Raw genomic sequence first — 18,148 nt, forward strand, 5'->3', positions numbered from 1 at the left:
CGCGCCCAAGAGCACGAGACTGGATGCTGCAGCGGGCCGGCGTCTCGATGACCTCGGCGGAGCTCCGGATGGCGCGCATGCCGCACGACCTCTGCCGCGACTACCGAGCTCATTGTGAACGGCGGTCCAGGTCCTCCAACCCTACTCGTTCGGCCTCGCGAAGGTTCGCTGGAGATCGATCGTACCGGCAGACGTGACGCTGATTCCGCTCTGCTCCTGGCAAACTGCCACCCTCGGAAGGCGGCCTCGACAGGGATGGCGCCGACGCAGGCTTGGCGCCCCCGTCCGCTCACCATGGCGCTTCACGCATTTCTCATCTTGTCATTCATCCTGAATAGTTGTTCAGTCCTTGCGGGGCGATTTGCATCTTTTGCGTGAGAAGCGTTCGGCCGCAGGGCGTGCGGCCGGCGTGTGTGGGACAGGAAGCGCGCCATGGTTTATCGGCGGACGCATCAAGTGGTGAAGCGCCTTGCGGCGCGGCGCAGCGCGATTTTGGCGGCAGCGCGGGAGGCAGCGGCGGAAGGGGGCATGGCGGCGGTGCAGATCGCGCCGGTCGCGGTCCGGGCCAATGTCGCAGCCGGCACCGTCTATCGCTATTTCCCCTCCAAGGCCGAGCTGATCTCCGAGCTCATTGCCGAGGTCTCCCGCGACGAGCTCGCGGCGATCCGCCGGGCGGCCGATGCCGCGCCGGGGCCGTCCTCGGCGCTGGCGGCTGCGGTCACCACAGTGGCGGTCCATACGCTGTCGCAGCGTAGGCTGGCCTGGGGCATCCTGGCCGAGCCGGTCGATGTCGATGTCAGCGCCTCCCGCCTCGCTAGCCGGCGCGAGATCGCCGGCGAGATCGCCTCCCGGATCGACGCTGCGGTGCGCGCCGGCCATCTGCCGGCGCAGGACACCGCGCTCGCCGCCACCGCGCTGCTTGGGGCGCTGCATGAGGCTCTCGTTGGGCCGCTCGCGCCCGACAATCTCGAAGATCCCGTCAAGATGCGCGATGCGGTGCAGACGGTGACGCTGCTGGCGCTGCGCGCCGTCGGCGTCATGGACGCCCGCGCCCGCGGCCTCGTGGTCCAGCAGACGCTGCTGCCGACGACCAAGGCGCTGGTCGGCGCGTAGAAATCGTGCCGCGCGTGCGGCGGCGAGGTGATCGCGCTCAGGCCTTTGCCTGAGCATGCCTTTTCGCAAAACCCCGGCAAATCCGGCCAAGCAGCCGGCTACTGTGCATGGGGTTGTTTTTCGACTTTGTGTTTGGCGGCCTCTGGCGAGGCTTACAGGTTGGCGTCGCCCTCGGGGCCGACCGAGGCGATCCGTACCATGTTGGTGGTGCCGGGGATGCCGAGCGGCACGCCGGCGACGATGATCACGCGCTGGCCGGCGCGGACGAAGCCGTCCCGGAACGCGATCTGGCCGGCGCGGCTGACCATGTCGTCCTGGTCGCGCGCGTCTTCCGCCACCACGCAATGCACGCCCCAGGCAACCGCGAGCCGGCGGCCGGCGGTGATGTTCGGCGTGATCGCCACGATCGGCGGCTTCGGCCGCTCGCGCGCCACGCGCACGGCGGTCGAGCCCGACGAGGTCCAGCAGATCAAGGCCGGCAGGTCGAGCGTCTCGGCGATCTGCCGGGCGGCGTCGGCGATGGCATCGCCCGCGGTGGATTCCGGTGCCGGGCGCTGGGCCATGATCACCGAACGGTAGGTCGGGTCGCGCTCGACCTCCTCGCCGATGCGGTTCATGGTCGAGACCGCCTCGACCGGGAATTTGCCGGCGGCCGATTCCGCGGACAGCATGATGGCGTCGGCACCCTCATAGACCGCGGTGGCGACGTCGGAGACTTCGGCGCGGGTCGGCACCGGCGACTGGATCATCGATTCCAGCATCTGGGTCGCGATCACCACCGGCTTGCCGGCGCGGCGCGCCATCCGCGTCATCTGCTTCTGCAGGCTCGGCACCCGCTCCAGCGGCAGCTCGACGCCGAGGTCGCCGCGGGCCACCATCAGCGCATCGGAAGCCTCGATGATGTCGGCGAGGCGGTCGATCGCCTGCGGCTTCTCGATCTTGGCCATCACGGCGGCGCGGCCGCGGATCATCTTCTTGGCCTCGATCACGTCGTCGGCGCGCTGCACGAAGGACAGCGCGATCCAATCGACGCCGGTGACGAGGGCGGCCTCGAGGTCGGCGCGGTCCTTGGGCGTCATCGCCGAGACCGGCAAATCGGTGTCGGGCAGGCTGACGCCCTTGCGGTCGCTCATCTTGCCGCCGACCACGACACGGGTCACCGCATGCTCTTTCGAGGTCTCCTCCGCGATCAGCCGCACCTTGCCGTCGTCGAGCAGCAGCGCATGGCCGGGCCGCAGCGCGGCCAGGATCTCCGGATGCGGGAGATTGACGCGCGTGGCATCGCCCGGCGCCTTGTCGGAATCCAGCGTGAAGGTCTGGCCGTTCTGGAGCTGGATCGCCCCCTCGGCAAAGGAGCCCAGTCTCAGCTTCGGGCCCTGCAGGTCGACCAGGATGCCGATCGGCCGACCGTAGCTAGACTCGACGTTGCGGATCGTCGCGACCAGCTCCCGCATCTTGTCATGCGGGGTGTGGCTCATGTTGATGCGGAACAGGTCAGCGCCGGCCTCGAACAGGCGGCGGATCATCGCGAGGTCTGAAGAGGCCGGTCCCAGGGTCGCGAGAATCTTGATACGGCGAAGACGCCTCATGGCTTATTTCCAGGCGGGGGTGGCAGGCCGGGCGAGCCCGGGGGCGTAGCACCGGGCGGGCTATTGGGCAAACCCGGAACCCCGCCCGGGCCCACCGGACCGGGCAGGCCAGGCACGCGTTGCTGCGCCGGCTGTTCGTTGGCGTCGGTCAGCTGCACCGTCCAGGCCCGCTGCTCGCCGGTGTCGACCTCGAAATAGCCGGTGCGGTCGTAGCCGCGCGCCAGGCAATCCTCGGTGCCGCGGATGGTGAACTCCTTGTCGCGCGAGCACATGAAGGCCTGGCCCGACCATTCGCCGCCGCGGTCGTAGTCGATGGCGTAGATGTAGTAATAGCGGGCGACCAGCGTGCCCCGCAGCAACGTCTCGCAGGAGCGGGACGAGATGTTCCACCAGCCCTCGGTGGTCCAGCCCTCGGCATCCTTGTAGCCGAGCGCAATCCCGACCCGGCTCGAGGTGTTGTTGCAGAGGCGGAAATCGGCGGAGGCGGGGCTGGCGGCAAGGCACAGCAGGGCGACCACCAGCACCGGGACCAACCGGGCGGGCAGGGAGATGATGGATTTGAGCTGGTCCTTGGCAAATTTCGTCGCGGGCTCGTCGTCGCGGAAGCTATACCAGATCATTGACGATTTGGCGTTGGGCCGGGGCCAGCCCGGCCGTGGCCCCTTTGCGCCGCGATATGGCAAAATCTGTGACAGCACCCACCTGATCCCCTAACGCTAACCTCCACCGGCACGGTTAAGGACGACAGCCATGGCCATCGACGACAAAACCAGAACGGAGCTCGAGGCGGCCGCTTTCCGGCGCCTGGTCGAGCATCTGCGGAGCCGGACGGACGTCCAGAACATCGACTTGATGAATCTGGCCGGTTTCTGCCGCAACTGCCTCTCCAACTGGCTGAAGGACGCCGCGGATGCCCAGGGCGTCGCCTTGAGCAAGGACGAGAGCCGGGAGGCCGTCTACGGCATGCCCTACGAGACCTGGAAGGCGAAGCATCAGGGCACGGCCACGCCCGAGCAGATCGAGGCGATGAAGAAGGTCCATCCCCACGGGCATTGAACGGAACATCGCGGTGCCCTGAGTCGCACCACACAACAGCTTTCTTTGCATCAGTGCAGGAAGGTGTGGGCGCGCTGTGGACGAGCGTGATGCTTGCTTGAACGCTGGGAGCGCCGACCCTAAGGGTCTACCCAGCACGCGCGGTGAGGGATGCCGGCGTCACCTCGTTTTGCCAGTTCCATTGGGAGTACCAAGATGGCCACCTCCGCCGCCGTCCGCGACGACGAGCCCGCGACGAAATTTGCCAAGGACCAGCTCAAATCCATCATCGAGCGCATCGAGCGGCTGGAGGAAGAGAAGAAGGCGATCTCCGACGACATCCGCGACGTCTATGCCGAGAGCAAAGGCAACGGCTACGACGTCAAGGCGCTGCGCACCATCGTGCGCCTGCGCAAGCAGGACCCCAACGAGCGTGCCGAGGCCGAGACGATCCTTGAAACCTACATGCAGGCGCTGGGGATGCTCTGAGGCGTCTCGCCCCCTCGGCGTTGCAGCGCATCAAGCTTGGGCAAAATCTCGGCATCTGCTAGATTGCTCGGTGAAGGGACCGAGCGATGGATGTGCCGGGACCAGAGCGCAGGCTTGCCGCGGTTCTTGCCGCCGACATGGTCGGCTTCAGCCGGCTGATGGAGGTCGACGAGGCCGGCACCCTTGCGCGCCTCAAGACCCATCGTGTCGAACTCATTGATCCCGCCATTGCGAAGAATCGCGGCCGTATCATCAAGACGACCGGCGACGGCATGCTCGCCGAATTCCACAGCGTCGTCGATGCGGTGCTATGCGCGGCCGAGGTTCAGCGCCGCATGGCGCGGCGTAATGCCGATGTCGCGCCGCCGCGGTGGATCCAATTCCGCATCGGCATCAATCTCGGCGACGTCATCGTCGATCAGAACGACATTTTCGGCGATGGCGTCAACGTCGCGGCGCGGCTGGAGACGCTGGCCGAGCCTGGAGGAATCTGCATCTCCAGCGCGGTTCGCGACCAGCTGGGCGAGCGGCTCGATGGCGTCGCATTCGAGGACATCGGCGAGCAGAACGTCAAGAACATCGCGCGCGCCATCCGCGTCTACCGGATCCGATTGGAGGATGCGCCGGCAAGCACGCCAGCCGGTGCGACGGCCGCCGCAAAGCCGACGGGCAAGTCGAAGAAGCCGTCGATCGCAGTGCTGCCGTTCGCCAATATGAGCGGCGATCCGGAGCAGGAGTTCTTTGCAGACGGTCTCACCGAGGACATCATCACCGAGCTTTCCCGCTTCCACGACCTGCTGGTGATCTCGCGCAACTCGACCTTCGTGTACAAGGGAAAGTCGGTCAAGGTACAGGATGTTGGCCGCGAATTCGGTGTCGACTACGTCATCGAGGGAAGCGTGCGAAAGGCCGGGGATCGCGTCCGCGTCACCGTGCAGCTGATCGATGCGGAGACGGATCGGCACATTTGGGCCGAGCGTTACGACGGCGAGCTCAAGGACATCTTCGCTATCCAGGACGAGATGACCCGGGCGATCGCTGCCACGTTGCCCGGCCGCGTCGAGGCGGCGACGCACGATCGCGCGAACCGCAAGCCGACGGACAATATGGCGGCCTACGAATGCGTGCTGGCCGCGAAGGTCTTGCACCATCGCTCCAATCGCGAAGACAATGCACGGGCGCAGCTTCTGCTCGACCGGGCGCTCGAACTCGACGCCAGCTATGCGCACGCGCATGCGTGGAAGGCGTGCGTTCTGGGCCAGACCTGGGTCTATAATTGGTGCGCGGATCGCGACGCTACCTTTGAGCAGGTGGCTTCAGAGCTGGAAACCGCGCTGGTCCTCGACGACAATGACAGCGACGTCCATCGCATCCTCGCGGCACTCAATCTGAATCGCGACGACCATGATAAGGCCACTTACCATCAGGAACGCGCGCTCGCGCTCAACCCGAACTATGATCTCGTGGTGGTGCAGCAGGGCGAACTGCTGACTTGGCTGGGGAGGCCGGAGGAGGGCATCGACTGGATCAAGAAGGCGATGCGGCTCAACCCATATCACCCGGAACGATTCTGGAGCCATCTCGGGCGTGCCTATTACTGTGCCGAGAAATACGCCGAAGCCGCCGAAGCTTTCTCGCGGATCTCACGTCCCGATCACACCCATCATGCGTTCCTTGCCGGGATCTTCGCGCAGATGGGCAATGCAGTGGCTGCCGGTGCGCACGCGGCCGAAGTTCTCAAGCGTGAGCCGGCGTTCTCGGTGGCCAATCATCTTGCTACCCAGCATTACAAGCAGCAGGTCGATCGTCAGCGCTATGAGGCAGGCCTTCTTCGGGCAGGCCTGCCGGCTTGATCTGGCGCGCGGCGGAGACTGCCTACGATCATCGCAAGATGGGCTACGAGACTGAATTCGTGGAGGTCGCTATGCGCCTCAGCGCAGCGCGGCGGTGCGCACGACGAACGACGTCGTCTCGAGCTTTGCGGTCGCGCTGCCCGAGAAATTGTCGCAGGACAGGCCCAGCATCGGATCGTCGGAGAAGCCCATCGCGATCACGGCCTTCGGCTTGACGAAATAGCCGCGCAGCGCCGCGGTATCGAGTTCGCCCATCAGCGTCACCGACATCGCGCGGCTGGCGCTCGGCGACAGCATCACGATCTTGAGCCAGATGCTCTCGCCCTTGGCCGCGGAGAGGCGGGTCGCGGTTGCGATCCTGCCGTCGATGCTCTTGCCGACCACCGTGTTGATCTCCGCTGCCTGGGCCACGCTGCGGGGACGGGCGGTGCGCGGGATCGGCGCGGAAGCGGCGACGACATTGGCGCGGTCGACCGGCGAGGCCGCCGGCGCGAAAGCCAGGGCCTGGAGGGCCGCGTTGGGCACGCTCGCTGTTGGTTGCGGATCGGTAGCCGCAGCCAGCGCCTGGCGCGCCTTCAGCGCTGCGACCTGCGCCGGCGTCGCCTGCTGCGGCGTCGCAGGAACGTCATCCCAGAGGCCGCGCGCATTGATGATGTCGGCCGGGGTCTCCGGCTTGCCGGAAGCGGGCTTGTCAGCCACGGGCGCGGGCTTCGGCTTGGGCGGCGCGACGATCTGCGCATCGGCCGAGGCGAGCTGGATCGCTGTGGCGATCTGCGGCTTGGCGCGCGGCGTCGGCACCGGCTCTGCGGGCTTGGCGGTGGCTGCGACGACGGTCGGTGCCGCCGGCCTCGCGGCCGGAGCGGGCGCGCCCTCGTCATCCTCGTCGCTGGCGGCCGGAGCTGCCGACTTGCCCTTGAACAGCGCGGCGAAGAAATTCGGCTTGCTGCCGGCATCGTCGCCGCTGCCGCGGCGCTCGATCTCGGCCTTGGCGAGCTCATAGTTCTTCAGCGGCACGCCGTCGGTTGGCAGATGCACCGTCTTGCCGTCCGGGAACACGCGCGCGAGCTGGTCATGCGTCATGCGCGGCCAGTGCCGGACGCTGCCGGTGTCGAGGTGCACGAAAGGCGAGCCGGAGGTGGGATAGAAGCCGACGCCGCCGCGCTGCAGGCGCAGGCCCGCGAAGCGGATCTGCTCCAGCGGCACGCCGGGGATGTAGAAGTCCATCGCATGTCCCAGCATGTGCTGGCTGGCGCGCGCCACGCCGGAGGAGCGGCGGCGGAGCATGGCGTTGGTGGCGGGAGAGCGATAGGAGGAGATGATCTGGATGGGCTGCTTGCCGTCGACGTCCCGATAGACTTCCCAGAGGATGTCGAACAGGCGGCGGTCCATCACCGTCTCGTCCTGGGTGCGCCAGTCGCGCAGGAAATGGTTGAGCTGCTTCAGCGCCGCCTCGTCATAGCGCCCGTCACGCTTGAAGGTGACGGTGAGGTCTTCGCCGGAATGGGTGTGGTGGAACGAGAGCGTCTTGGTCTCGTTCAGCGCGGCGGCGTCATGAACCGAACCGGCGGCCGCAAGCAGCAATGCAGCCGCGAGGCCGATCCGGGATCCGGCCTTCACGCCCGCATGGGACAACGACAGCACAGCAAGTTGGCGTGCGAGACCAGTCAGCACGTATGAGCCCACCCAGTCGACGAGCGTTCAAATGGACTCTCCCGCCAACCCCGTTAGCAGCGCGAAAGAGGATGAACGCTTTCTTAAAGCGAGAAGGTTAATTTGACGTTGACCTTCCCGCCCCCAAACCAAGTCAGAATACGATCCTAAGCCGTTGACTGTGGCAAAAAAACGCCCGCCGCCCCAGGGCGGGTCGCAGCATGGTTAACGTTAAGCGGCCCCATCCGAGGGATGAGGCCGCTGATTTCATTACATAATTCCTGTAAGCCAAGGGTGCCGAGCGAGGCTCAGCGGGTAAACACCCGCTGCGGACGGCGGCCGACCGGCGCCGGCGGCGCGGCCTGGGTGGGCGCCCCGAACAGCCGCTCGAAGAAATTGGGCCCGGACGAGCCGAAGCCGCTGTTAGCCACGGCCACCCCGGAGGGCAGCGTCGTCGCCGGACGCGAATAGCTCGGCTGGGAATGCGCCACGACGGCCTCGAGGTCCTTGCCGCGGTTGTTCTTCAGGATGTTGATCATGGTCGCGTCGCGGCCATAGACGTCCTTGCGGAATTGCAACTTGCCGGCGTCGTCCACGAACGCGGTCTGATAGGTGATGTTGACCGGGATCGGGGTCGGAAATTTCAGGTCGATCTCGCTCTTGCCGTACATGCTGCGCACGCGCTCCGGCGTGTACTTCTCGTTCGGCATGGCGATGTTGAGCAGCACGGAGGCGTACTGATCCGGATTCTGCACGCGCATGCAGCCATGGCTGAAGGCGCGCTCGTCCCGGGCGAACAAATGCTTGTCCGGCGTGTCGTGCTGATAGACCAGGAACTTGTTCGGGAAGTTGAAGCGGATGCGTCCGAGCGCGTTGGCCTCGCCGGGTGGCTGCGAGATGTGCACCGAACCGTCACGGTTCTGCTCCAGCCTGAGGCCCATGCGCTGAAGCACGGTCGGGTCCTGCTGCAGGGCCGGCAGGTATTCGTTGTAGACGATCGACGGCGGCACGTTCCAGGTCGGATTGACCGTGATGTACTTCATCGTCTCGGTGAGCAGCGGGGTCGCATGCGAACCCGGCTTGCCGGTCACGACGCGGGTGGTCCAGACCTGCTGGCCGCGCTGCATCACCTTCAGCGTGAAGTCCGGAATGTTGAGGATGACATAGGCATCGCCCAGCGCCGGCGTGCCGAGGTCGCGCGGCAGCCAGCGCCAGCGCTCCATGTTCACCAGCACCACGTCGATCTGCTTGTCGCGCTTGGGAGTGTTGAGCGCCTTGACCGTCTTGTCGTCGAGGATGCCGGTCGGCTTCAGCTCGACGCTGGTCTGGAATTTGCGCACGGCTTCGGCCACCGCAGCGTCGTAGCGGGTGTCGCTGGCATTCTCGGCGAGGCCGAGCTTGGCGCGCAGTTGCGGCACGCGCGGATCTTCCACGACGATCTCAGCCTGCTTCTTGCCGGCCGGGGTATATTTCAGCGCCGGACCGTCGGCGATCTCGATCACCGGACCGCTGCCCTGGCCGCGCAGCTCGGCGAGCTTGGCCTTCAGCTCCTTGTAGAGCTTGTGCGGCGGGTTGTAGCTGTCGAGCGCCGCGGAGGCGTCGCTCGCGGTCGTGACCTTGGCGAGTACCTCGCCGGGCTCGACCGGGTGCTCGGGATAGAGGATGTCGCCGCTGACCTGCGACCAATGCATGCGGCCGCTCTGGGCGTGGCGGGCGTAGTCGAACATCCCGGCGGTGAGCTTGAGCTCGGCATCGGCCAGCGCATCGGGCGTCGTGGCGGCGGCGAAATCCGGCACCGGATAGTCGGCGGGATTGAGACCGTCGGAGGCCGCGTCCTTGAGCCGCGCGATCACGCCCTTGGCCGCAGCAGTCAGGCTGCCGCCTTGCGTCCAGACCGGCGCGAAGTCGCGCGCGCCGTAAAACTTCTCGACGGCCGCCCGCTCGTTCTTGCGGTCGAAATGGCGCGAGGTCTTGGCGCCGATCATGTCCTTGAGCCTGTCCGCGACCGGCTGGTCGGCGGCGGGCACGGTGCTTGCGGCCTTCACCGGCTCGGCGGCCGGTGCTGCGGGAGCCGCCGGGGTGGCGGTCGCGGTGTCGGCCTTGGCAGGCTCGGTCTTTGCCGGCTCGGTCTTCGCAGTCTCGCTCTTCGGCGCTTCTGGCGCGGGTGTGGTGACAACGTCGGACGGCTTGGTCTCGACCTTGTCCGGCGCTGGTGCGACGTCCGTCTTGGCGGAGTCCCTCGCAGCGTCCTTCGTCGAATCCTGCACCGTGGCGGTGGTGTCGAGCTTGATGTCGGCTGCAGTCGGGGGCGGGACGTTTGCGGGCTCGGGGCGCGGGATCGCAGCTTCGATCGCGAGCTCGGCGGCGCTGCTGCGCACCTGATCCTGCGCCAGGGCCGAGCTGGCCGACACCGTGAGGAAGGTTGCCGCGACCGTCATCAAGACACGGTCAAAGCCCACACGATGGTTCAAACAGTCACGCATTGTGTCGCACCCCTCGGGTGAGCTGTTCCTTCGTGGAACAGCTTCGTTATCGCCTAGTGATGAGTTACGGCTAAAACCGCGCCGGCCTCTCGAAAGTTGCACGCCTGCACGCAACGATTCTGACGCAGACGATATACAGGCCCCGATTTTGCAGCCAGCGCTACCCGGGACGACTCACGACAAACTGACTTCAAGGGAGCCTCTTGGCAACGGATTGTACGCTTCTGCCACGCGCTTTTCCCTCTGTCTGTCACTTCCAAGTCACGGTTCAAATCGCAGACGAATTCCGTCGGCACGCGAACGGCTTAGAGCGGTCTCGCACCGCGGCGCGAACCCCCATTCACGCTGGGCTCAGTGCGTCTCCTCACCGCTTTTGCCGCCATGGCTGGGAACCCCGGCCTCGTCGAGTTTGCGGTAGAGCGTCGAGCGGCCGATCTTGAGGCGGCGAGCCACTTCGGACATCTGGCCGCGATAGTGCGAGATCGCGAAACGGATGATCTCGTTCTCCATGTCTTCCAGCGGGCGGACATCCCCGGTCGCAGTGAGCATGGAGAGCGTTCCCACCAGGGGGAGCGGAGCGATTGGTATTTCGTTACCCGACACCAGGGAGGGCGTCGCCGCCGGCTCGAGCATCAGCGGGGCGGTCGGAATTTCCGTGGCGGGATGTGGCTGCGAGGCGAGCAGCGGGAAGTCGCCGAGAGCGAGCTGGTCTCCGTCGCTCATCACCACGGCGCGGTAGACCGCGTTCTCGAGCTGGCGGATGTTGCCGGGCCAGTCGAGCTGGGCAAGGTGGGCCACCGCCTCGCCGCTGATCCCGGTGATCGGGCGGTTCTCCTCGGCGGCGAAGCGCGCGATGAAATGCCTGAGCAGATGCGGGATATCCTCGCGCCGCGCGCGCAGCGAGGGGATCGTTAGCGGCAACACGTGCAGCCGATAGAACAGGTCTTCGCGGAAATGTCCCTGCTTGACCCGCTCCAGCAGCTTGCGATTGGTGGCCGAGATGATGCGGACGTCGACCTTGAGCGGCTTGCGGCCGCCGACCGATTCCACGGCGCCTTCCTGGAGCGCGCGCAGCAGCTTCACTTGCGCCGTCAGCGGCAGCTCGCTGACCTCGTCCAGAAACAGCGTGCCGCCATGAGCCTCGACGAACTTGCCGGTGTGCCGCTCGGTGGCGCCGGTGAAGGCGCCCTTCTCATGCCCGAACAGGATGGACTCGACGAGGTTGTCTGGAATCGCGCCGCAATTGACCGCGACGAACGGCTTGGCCTTGCGCTCGCCGCTGCCATGGATGGCGCGCGCGAACATCTCCTTGCCGACACCGGACTCGCCCTCGATCAGCACGGGGATCGCGGAGTTTGCCGCCTTCTGGGCGGCACGCATCACGCCCGCCATCGCTTCGGAGCGGGTGATGATGTCGGAGAAGGTGAGCCGTCCTTCGCGGCTGTGACGGATGCGCTGCAATTCGCCCTTGAGCGCGGACGTGTTGAGCGCGTTGCGCAGCGAGACCTGGAGCCGCTCGACGCCGACCGGCTTGACGACGAAATCGGCCGCGCCCGCGCGCATCGCGGAGATCACGTTGTCGATGCCGCCATGGGCGGTCTGCACGATGACGGGGACGCTCAGGCCGGCTTCGCGGATCTTGGCCAATACGCCCATGCCGTCGAGGCCGGGCATCACGAGATCGAGGATGACGGCGTCGATGGCTGGTCCGTCGGGAGCGGTGAGGGCGGCGATTGCGGCGTCGCCGGAGTCCACGACGACCGTCTCATAGCCGCATTTCTGCACCATGTTCTCGACCAGCCGGCGGGCTACAGCGTCGTCGTCGGCGATCAAAATACTGGCAGCCATGGTGTTCCCCGCACGCTACTACTATCTGTCTCGAATCGGGGCACTCTGGCCGAAGCCGATTAACGCACGCTTAATCCTTGATGCCCCCGCCCGCCGCCGCGATTGTTGAACACAGGTTTCCCACACAATGAATTCGCGCTCCAAGTCTGCCTCGAACAAGCCCGCTCTTAAGAAGACCGCTCTCAAGAAGTCCGCTTTCAGCAAGCCCGCTCTCCGTAAGCCAAGCACCAAACAATCCGTCGCCAAGGCAAGACCCTCCAAAGCTGCGAGCAAGACCGGCAAGCTTCCCGAGTGGAACCTGGCCGACCTCTACTCCGGGATCGACGCGCCGGAAGTGGCGCGCGATCTCGAAAAGATGGATGCCGACTGCGTCGCCTTCGAGACGGACTACAAGGGCAAGCTGGCGACAGGGACAGCAAACGAAGATGGCGGAAAATGGCTCGCCGAAGCGGTGCGACGCTATGAGGCGATCGACGATCTCGCCGGCCGTCTCGGCTCCTATGCCGGCCTCGTCCATGCCGGCGACAGCGTGGACCCTGCGATTTCAAAGTTTTACGGCGATGTGTCCGAACGGCTGACGGCTGCGTCCACGCATCTGTTGTTCTTCGCGCTCGAGCTCAACCGGATCGATGACGATATTTTGAATCGCGCGATGCGGGCCGCCGAGCTCGCGCACTACCGTCCCTGGATCGAGGATCTGCGCAAGGAGAAGCCGTATCAGCTCGACGACAAGCTCGAGCAGCTTTTCCTGGAGAAGGCGCAAACCGGCTATTCGGCCTTCAACCGTCTGTTCGACCAGACCATCTCCAGCCTGCGCTTCAAGCTCGGCACCAAGGAGCTCGCGATCGAGCCGACGCTCAACCTGTTGCAAGACCGCGACGGCTCCAAGCGCAAGAGCGCGGCGGAGGCGCTGGCGAAGACCTTCAAGGCCAATGAGCGCACCTTTGCGCTGATCACCAACACGCTCGCCAAGGACAAGGACATCTCCGACCGCTGGCGCGGCTTCAAGGACGTTGCCGATTCCCGCCATCTGAACAATCGCGTCGAGCGCGAGGTCGTCGACGCGCTGGTCGCCTCGGTGCGCGCAGCCTATCCGAAGCTGTCGCATCGCTATTACGCATTGAAGGCGAAATGGTTCGGCAAGAAGCGGTTGGCCTATTGGGACCGCAACGCGCCGCTGCCCTTTGCGGCGACTGACGTCATCGCCTGGCCGGAAGCGCGCAGCATGGTGCTGACGGCCTATCGCGGCTTCTCGCCCAAAATGGCCGATATCGCCGAGCGCTTCTTCACCGACCGCTGGATCGACGCGCCGGTGCGGCCGGGCAAGGTGCCGGGGGCGTTCTCGCATCCGACCACGCCATCGGCTCATCCTTACGTGCTGATGAACTACCAGGGCAAGCCGCGCGACGTGATGACCCTCGCGCATGAGCTTGGCCATGGCGTCCATCAGGTGCTCGCGGCAAAGAACGGTGCGCTGATGGCGCCGACGCCGCTGACGCTGGCGGAGACCGCGAGCGTGTTTGGCGAAATGCTCACCTTCAAGCGACTGCTGGCCCAGACCAAGAACGCAAAGCAGCGCCAGGCGCTGCTCGCCGGCAAGGTCGAGGACATGATCAACACCGTGGTTCGGCAGATCGCGTTCTATTCCTTCGAGCGCGCGGTCCACACCGAGCGCAAGAACGGCGAGCTCACCGCGACGCGGCTCGGCGAGATCTGGCTGTCGGTGCAGGGCGAGAGCCTGGGGCCGGCGATCGAGATCAAGGCGGGCTACGAGAACTACTGGATGTACATCCCGCACTTCATCCACTCGCCGTTCTACGTCTACGCCTACGCATTCGGCGACTGTCTCGTGAACTCGCTCTATGCGGTCTACGAGAACGCGGCCGAGGGTTTCGCCGAGCGCTATCTCGACATGCTCGCCGCCGGCGGCACCAAGCACTATTCCGAGCTGCTGCGCCCGTTCGGGCTCGATGCGAAGGACCCGAAGTTCTGGGACCGCGGGCTCAGCGTCATCGCGGGGATGATCGACGAACTCGAGGCGATGGGCTGAGGCGCGCGGCGCTTTTGGCGATGGGGCGCGCGTAAAACATCTGTTGAACTAGGGCTTCGGCGATGTTATACATATGTATAACGTGCTGGAGCCCATGTCATGAAAATCGAGATCAAGAAGATTGGCAATTCCGATGGCCTGCTGCTGCCCCGTGAATTGATGCAGCGCCTCGATCTCAAGCGGGGGCAGCAATTGCACGTCGTGGAATTGCCTGGCGGTGGTTTTCAATTGCTGCCCTACGATCCCGACTTCGAGCGGACGATGGAAATCGCCGACGAGGTGATGGACAAGTATCGCGACACGCTCGCTGCTCTCGCAAAATAAGTCGGCGACGCGCATGAGCGATCCTCAGGAGCCGCTCTGGGTGACCTACGAGCAGGCTGTCGCAATTCACGGCCGCCAACTCCGGCGCTTCGGTGGTGCGCCGGGATTGCGCGACGAGGGCATGCTGCGCTCCGCGCTGGAGCGCCCGCTCAATAAACGGCGCTATGAACGGGCGCCGATGGACGAACTCGCTGCAGCCTATGCATTCGGCCTCGCGAAGAACCATGCATTCGTCGACGGAAACAAGCGCATCGCCTTCATGGTGATGATGGTCTTCCTTCATAAGAACGGCGTGGCCTTCAGTCCCGATCCTGCGGAGGCGACGACGATCATCCTCTCGCTCGCCGCCGGCGAAGTCAGCGAGCAGAGCCTGACGCGCTGGATTCGCGACAATTGGAATTCCAAATGACCCGATTTGCGGGAAAACCCCGCTTCGGTGCCGTTGCCCTGTCTAAATCTTTCAGGTATCCCAGCCCGAGAATTCGACGTTCGACTGGGGACAATCCATGGCTGATCATAGCGAAGTGGCGTACACCACTGCCGACGGCAACGACTACGTTGCCCACGAGCAGACCTATGAGGGTTTCATCAAACTGGTGAAATACGGCACGGCCTCGGTCGCGCTCATCGTGATCCTGATGGCGATCTTCCTCACCTGATCCGTCCGTTGCCGCACCGCCAGCGCTGTCGGTGCCCATAAAATTTGCATTCAAGCCGGTTCTAAAACCGGTATCCAACGTTGCGGGAGTAACGCTAAGTTCGCGTGCGCGCTTTGTCCCGCGTCGCCGGAGGGCCTATGAAGATCGCCGTTGCCAAGGAAATCGATCCGTCGGAGCCGCGCGTCGCCGCTTCGCCTGATACGGTGAAAAAATTCAAGGCGCTCGGCGCCGAGATCGCCGTCGAGCCGGGTGCCGGCATCAAGTCGGGCCTTCCGGATTCCGAATTCACCGCCGTGGGCGCCACCGTGAGCGCAGACGCGCTCAAGGACGCCGACATCATCATCAAGGTGAAGCGTCCCGAGGCATCCGAGCTTGCGCAGTACAAGCGCGGCGCCCTCGTCATCGCCATCATGGACCCTTACGGCAACGAGGCCGCGCTGAAGACGATCGCGGATGCGGGCGTCGCGGCCTTCGCGATGGAATTGATGCCGCGCATCACCCGCGCGCAGGTGATGGACGTGCTGTCCTCGCAGGCCAACCTCGCCGGCTACCGTGCCGTGATCGAGGGCGCCGAGGCCTTCGGCCGCGCCTTTCCGATGATGATGACCGCGGCCGGCACCGTACCCGCCGCCAAGGTGTTCGTGATGGGCGTCGGCGTCGCCGGCCTGCAGGCGATCGCGACCGCCCGCCGTCTCGGCGCCGTGGTGACCGCGACCGACGTCCGACCCGCAACCAAGGAACAGGTCGAGTCGCTCGGCGCAAAGTTCCTCGCCGTCGAGGACGAGGAGTTCAAGAACGCACAGACCGCCGGCGGCTACGCCAAGGAAATGTCCAAAGAGTACCAGGCCAAGCAGGCCGCGCTCACTGCCGAGCACATCAAGAAGCAGGACATCGTCATCACCACCGCGCTGATTCCGGGCCGGCCGGCGCCGAAGCTCGTCAGTGCCGACATGGTGAGATCGATGAAGCCCGGCTCGGTGCTGGTCGATCTCGCCGTCGAGCGCGGCGGCAATGTCGAGGGCGCCAAGGCCGGCGAGGTCATCGACCTCGATGGCATCAAGATCGTGGGCTACACCAACGTCGCCGGCCGCGTCGCAGCCTCGGCCTCCAGCCTCTATGCCCGCAATCTGTTCTCCTTCATCGAGACCATGGTCGACAAGAACGAGAAGAAGCTCGCCGTGAACTGGGACGACGAGCTCGTCAAGGCCACCGCGCTCACCAAGGACGGCGCCGTGATCCACCCGAACTTCCAGCCGAAGGCTTAAGGAGACCCGTTATGGAGCACGCTGCACAGGTCGTCGACCCCTTCATCTTCCGGCTGTCGATCTTCGTCCTCGCCGTCTTCGTCGGCTATTTCGTGGTGTGGTCGGTGACACCCGCGCTGCACACGCCGCTGATGAGCGTGACCAACGCGATCTCCTCGGTGATCGTGGTCGGTGCGCTGCTTGCCGGCGGCGTCGCCAATGTTTCGAGCGGCTCCGGCTGGGCGCGCGCCTTCGGCTTCGTCGCGCTGATCTTTGCCTGCATCAACATCTTCGGCGGCTTCCTTGTCACCCAGCGCATGCTGGCGATGTACAAGAAGAAGTCGAAGTGAGCGGCCACCTCGGGCTGATGGGATCAATGGGGACCTGAGATGAGCGCCAACCTCTCTGCATTTCTGTATCTCGTGGCGGGAGTGCTGTTCATCCTGTCGCTGCGTGGGCTATCCAGCCCGGCTTCGTCGCGCCAGGGCAATCTGTTCGGCATGATCGGCATGGCGATCGCGGTCGCCACCACGCTTGCCAACCATCCGCCGGCTGACGGTCTCGCGTGGGTGCTGGTGATCGTCGGCATCGCGATTGGCGCCGCGATCGGCGCGGTGATCGCGCGGCGCGTGCCCATGACGTCGATGCCGGAGCTCGTCGCGGCCTTCCACTCGCTGGTCGGCATGGCCGCGGTGCTGGTCGCCGCCGGCGCGTTCTATGCGCCCGAGGCGTTCGACATCGGCACGCCGGGCAATATTCACACTCAGAGCCTGGTCGAAATGTCGCTCGGCGTCGCCATCGGCGCGCTGACCTTCACCGGCTCGGTGATCGCCTTCCTCAAGCTTTCGGCGCGGATGAGCGGCGCTCCGATCATCCTGCCGGCCCGCCACGTGATCAACATCGCGCTCGCGGTGGCGCTGGTCGCCTGCATCGTCGGTCTCGTCGTCACCGGCAGCCCCGTGTTCTTCTGGCTGAACGTCATCCTGGCGCTTCTGCTCGGCGTGCTCATGATCATCCCGATCGGCGGCGCCGACATGCCGGTCGTGATCTCGATGCTGAACTCCTATTCGGGGTGGGCCGCGGCCGGCATCGGCTTCACGCTCGGCAATTCCGCGCTGATCATTACCGGCGCGCTGGTCGGCTCCTCAGGCGCGATCCTGTCCTACATCATGTGCCACGCGATGAACCGGTCCTTCATCTCGGTCATCCTCGGCGGCTTCGGCGGTGAGACCGCTGCGGCCGGCGGCGGTACGGGCGAGCAGAAGCCCGCCAAGCTCGGCTCGGCCGACGATGCGGCCTTCATCATGAAGAACGCCTCCAAGGTCATCATCGTGCCCGGCTACGGCATGGCGGTGGCGCAGGCCCAGCACGCGCTGCGCGAGATGGCCGACATCCTGAAGAAGGAAGGCGTCGAGGTGAAGTACGCCATTCACCCCGTCGCCGGCCGCATGCCCGGCCACATGAACGTGTTGCTCGCCGAAGCCAACGTTCCCTATGACGAGGTGTTCGAGCTCGAAGACATCAACTCCGAATTCGCGCAGGCCGACATCGCCTTCGTGATCGGCGCCAACGACGTCACCAACCCGGCCGCAGAAGAGGACAAGTCCTCGCCGATCTACGGCATGCCGGTGCTCCAGGTCTGGAAGGCCGGCACGGTGATGTTCATCAAGCGCTCGCTGGCTTCGGGCTATGCCGGTATCGACAATCCGCTGTTCTACCGCGACAACACGATGATGCTGCTCGGCGACGCCAAGAAGGTCACCGAGAACATCGTCAAGGCGATGTAGCGAGGGAGGGACCCCTGGCCATCA

The 18,148-nt window shown here is 65.3% G+C and carries 16 protein-coding genes; 11 read left to right on the forward strand and 5 right to left on the reverse strand.

What is annotated here, in order from left to right; genetic code table 11:
* Nucleotides 1-432 precede the first annotated feature (432 nt).
* Nucleotides 433-1,113: a TetR/AcrR family transcriptional regulator gene (locus DCG74_RS12170; protein WP_063694085.1), complete on the forward strand. Its 681-nt coding sequence runs from the start codon at nucleotides 433-435 to the stop codon at nucleotides 1,111-1,113.
* Nucleotides 1,114-1,265: 152 nt separating this feature from the next.
* Here the strand turns inward: DCG74_RS12170 and pyk are convergent, their stop codons facing one another.
* Nucleotides 1,266-2,702, reverse strand: coding sequence for a pyruvate kinase (gene pyk, locus DCG74_RS12175; protein WP_172784761.1), 1,437 nt, complete (start codon nucleotides 2,700-2,702; stop codon nucleotides 1,266-1,268).
* Nucleotides 2,699-3,322: a DUF1036 domain-containing protein gene (locus DCG74_RS12180; protein ID WP_257187563.1), complete on the reverse strand. Its 624-nt coding sequence runs from the start codon at nucleotides 3,320-3,322 to the stop codon at nucleotides 2,699-2,701. The genes pyk and DCG74_RS12180 overlap by 4 nt, the downstream gene beginning before the upstream one ends.
* Before the next feature lie 130 nt (nucleotides 3,323-3,452).
* Here DCG74_RS12180 and DCG74_RS12185 point away from each other — a divergent pair, with 130 nt between their 5' ends.
* The 3 genes from DCG74_RS12185 to DCG74_RS12195 all read left to right on the forward strand — a co-directional run bounded on the left by DCG74_RS12185 (nucleotide 3,453) and on the right by DCG74_RS12195 (nucleotide 6,079).
* Complete coding sequence (locus DCG74_RS12185) at nucleotides 3,453-3,758, forward strand: DUF1244 domain-containing protein (protein ID WP_172784759.1); 306 nt, start codon at nucleotides 3,453-3,455, stop codon at nucleotides 3,756-3,758.
* Nucleotides 3,759-3,953: 195 nt separating this feature from the next.
* On the forward strand, nucleotides 3,954-4,226 hold the full coding sequence (locus tag DCG74_RS12190) for a DUF2312 domain-containing protein (protein ID WP_018641571.1): 273 nt from the start codon (nucleotides 3,954-3,956) through the stop codon (nucleotides 4,224-4,226).
* An 86-nt stretch (nucleotides 4,227-4,312) separates the two neighbouring features.
* Nucleotides 4,313-6,079: an adenylate/guanylate cyclase domain-containing protein gene (locus DCG74_RS12195; protein WP_172784758.1), complete on the forward strand. Its 1,767-nt coding sequence runs from the start codon at nucleotides 4,313-4,315 to the stop codon at nucleotides 6,077-6,079.
* Nucleotides 6,080-6,157: 78 nt separating this feature from the next.
* Here the strand turns inward: DCG74_RS12195 and DCG74_RS12200 are convergent, their stop codons facing one another.
* From DCG74_RS12200 to DCG74_RS12210, 3 genes are all read right to left on the reverse strand, one after another.
* On the reverse strand, nucleotides 6,158-7,750 hold the full coding sequence (locus DCG74_RS12200) for a DUF882 domain-containing protein (RefSeq protein WP_257187564.1): 1,593 nt from the start codon (nucleotides 7,748-7,750) through the stop codon (nucleotides 6,158-6,160).
* Nucleotides 7,751-8,037: 287 nt separating this feature from the next.
* Nucleotides 8,038-10,212: a murein L,D-transpeptidase gene (locus tag DCG74_RS12205; protein WP_172784756.1), complete on the reverse strand. Its 2,175-nt coding sequence runs from the start codon at nucleotides 10,210-10,212 to the stop codon at nucleotides 8,038-8,040.
* A gap of 351 nt (nucleotides 10,213-10,563) precedes the next feature.
* Nucleotides 10,564-12,060: a sigma-54 dependent transcriptional regulator gene (locus DCG74_RS12210; protein ID WP_172784755.1), complete on the reverse strand. Its 1,497-nt coding sequence runs from the start codon at nucleotides 12,058-12,060 to the stop codon at nucleotides 10,564-10,566.
* Between the two features lie 127 nt (nucleotides 12,061-12,187).
* Between DCG74_RS12210 and DCG74_RS12215 the strand changes: the two genes are divergently transcribed.
* From DCG74_RS12215 to DCG74_RS12245, 7 genes are all read left to right on the forward strand, one after another.
* The gene (locus DCG74_RS12215) at nucleotides 12,188-14,110 is read left to right on the forward strand and encodes a M3 family oligoendopeptidase (RefSeq protein WP_172784754.1); all 1,923 of its coding nucleotides are present in this window, start codon (nucleotides 12,188-12,190) and stop codon (nucleotides 14,108-14,110) included.
* 99 nt (nucleotides 14,111-14,209) lie between these two features.
* A complete protein-coding gene (locus DCG74_RS12220) occupies nucleotides 14,210-14,434 on the forward strand; it encodes an AbrB family transcriptional regulator (protein WP_124162834.1) in 225 nt (74 codons plus the stop codon).
* Between the two features lie 13 nt (nucleotides 14,435-14,447).
* The gene (locus DCG74_RS12225) at nucleotides 14,448-14,843 is read left to right on the forward strand and encodes a type II toxin-antitoxin system death-on-curing family toxin (protein ID WP_172784753.1); all 396 of its coding nucleotides are present in this window, start codon (nucleotides 14,448-14,450) and stop codon (nucleotides 14,841-14,843) included.
* A 97-nt stretch (nucleotides 14,844-14,940) separates the two neighbouring features.
* On the forward strand, nucleotides 14,941-15,093 hold the full coding sequence (locus DCG74_RS12230; RefSeq protein ID WP_008136857.1) for an aa3-type cytochrome c oxidase subunit IV: 153 nt from the start codon (nucleotides 14,941-14,943) through the stop codon (nucleotides 15,091-15,093).
* A 137-nt stretch (nucleotides 15,094-15,230) separates the two neighbouring features.
* Nucleotides 15,231-16,358 carry a Re/Si-specific NAD(P)(+) transhydrogenase subunit alpha gene (locus tag DCG74_RS12235; RefSeq protein WP_172784752.1) on the forward strand — a complete coding sequence of 376 codons (1,128 nt, stop codon included), beginning with the start codon at nucleotides 15,231-15,233 and terminating at the stop codon, nucleotides 16,356-16,358.
* An 11-nt stretch (nucleotides 16,359-16,369) separates the two neighbouring features.
* Nucleotides 16,370-16,687, forward strand: a complete 318-nt coding sequence (locus tag DCG74_RS12240) for a proton-translocating transhydrogenase family protein (RefSeq protein ID WP_014492434.1) — start codon at nucleotides 16,370-16,372, stop codon at nucleotides 16,685-16,687.
* Between the two features lie 39 nt (nucleotides 16,688-16,726).
* Nucleotides 16,727-18,124, forward strand: a complete 1,398-nt coding sequence (locus DCG74_RS12245) for an NAD(P)(+) transhydrogenase (Re/Si-specific) subunit beta (RefSeq protein WP_172784751.1) — start codon at nucleotides 16,727-16,729, stop codon at nucleotides 18,122-18,124.
* Nucleotides 18,125-18,148 lie beyond the last annotated feature (24 nt).

Origin of the sequence: Bradyrhizobium sp. WBAH42 (genome assembly GCF_024585265.1) — a bacterium.
Taxonomy (GTDB): Bacteria; Pseudomonadota; Alphaproteobacteria; order Rhizobiales; family Xanthobacteraceae; genus Bradyrhizobium.

What these genes read in the sequence shown, in the direction of transcription:
- DCG74_RS12170 (WP_063694085.1), top strand. Translation starts at nt 433, where the DNA reads ATGGTTTATCGGCGGACGCATCAAGTGGTGAAGCGCCTTGCGGCGCGG.
- pyk (WP_172784761.1), bottom strand. Translation starts at nt 2,702, where the DNA reads ATGAGGCGTCTTCGCCGTATCAAGATTCTCGCGACCCTGGGACCGGCC.
- DCG74_RS12180 (WP_257187563.1), bottom strand. Translation starts at nt 3,322, where the DNA reads ATGATCTGGTATAGCTTCCGCGACGACGAGCCCGCGACGAAATTTGCC.
- DCG74_RS12185 (WP_172784759.1), top strand. Translation starts at nt 3,453, where the DNA reads ATGGCCATCGACGACAAAACCAGAACGGAGCTCGAGGCGGCCGCTTTC.
- DCG74_RS12190 (WP_018641571.1), top strand. Translation starts at nt 3,954, where the DNA reads ATGGCCACCTCCGCCGCCGTCCGCGACGACGAGCCCGCGACGAAATTT.
- DCG74_RS12195 (WP_172784758.1), top strand. Translation starts at nt 4,313, where the DNA reads ATGGATGTGCCGGGACCAGAGCGCAGGCTTGCCGCGGTTCTTGCCGCC.
- DCG74_RS12205 (WP_172784756.1), bottom strand. Translation starts at nt 10,212, where the DNA reads ATGCGTGACTGTTTGAACCATCGTGTGGGCTTTGACCGTGTCTTGATG.
- DCG74_RS12210 (WP_172784755.1), bottom strand. Translation starts at nt 12,060, where the DNA reads ATGGCTGCCAGTATTTTGATCGCCGACGACGACGCTGTAGCCCGCCGG.
- DCG74_RS12215 (WP_172784754.1), top strand. Translation starts at nt 12,188, where the DNA reads ATGAATTCGCGCTCCAAGTCTGCCTCGAACAAGCCCGCTCTTAAGAAG.
- DCG74_RS12220 (WP_124162834.1), top strand. Translation starts at nt 14,210, where the DNA reads ATGAAAATCGAGATCAAGAAGATTGGCAATTCCGATGGCCTGCTGCTG.
- DCG74_RS12225 (WP_172784753.1), top strand. Translation starts at nt 14,448, where the DNA reads ATGAGCGATCCTCAGGAGCCGCTCTGGGTGACCTACGAGCAGGCTGTC.
- DCG74_RS12230 (WP_008136857.1), top strand. Translation starts at nt 14,941, where the DNA reads ATGGCTGATCATAGCGAAGTGGCGTACACCACTGCCGACGGCAACGAC.
- DCG74_RS12235 (WP_172784752.1), top strand. Translation starts at nt 15,231, where the DNA reads ATGAAGATCGCCGTTGCCAAGGAAATCGATCCGTCGGAGCCGCGCGTC.
- DCG74_RS12240 (WP_014492434.1), top strand. Translation starts at nt 16,370, where the DNA reads ATGGAGCACGCTGCACAGGTCGTCGACCCCTTCATCTTCCGGCTGTCG.
- DCG74_RS12245 (WP_172784751.1), top strand. Translation starts at nt 16,727, where the DNA reads ATGAGCGCCAACCTCTCTGCATTTCTGTATCTCGTGGCGGGAGTGCTG.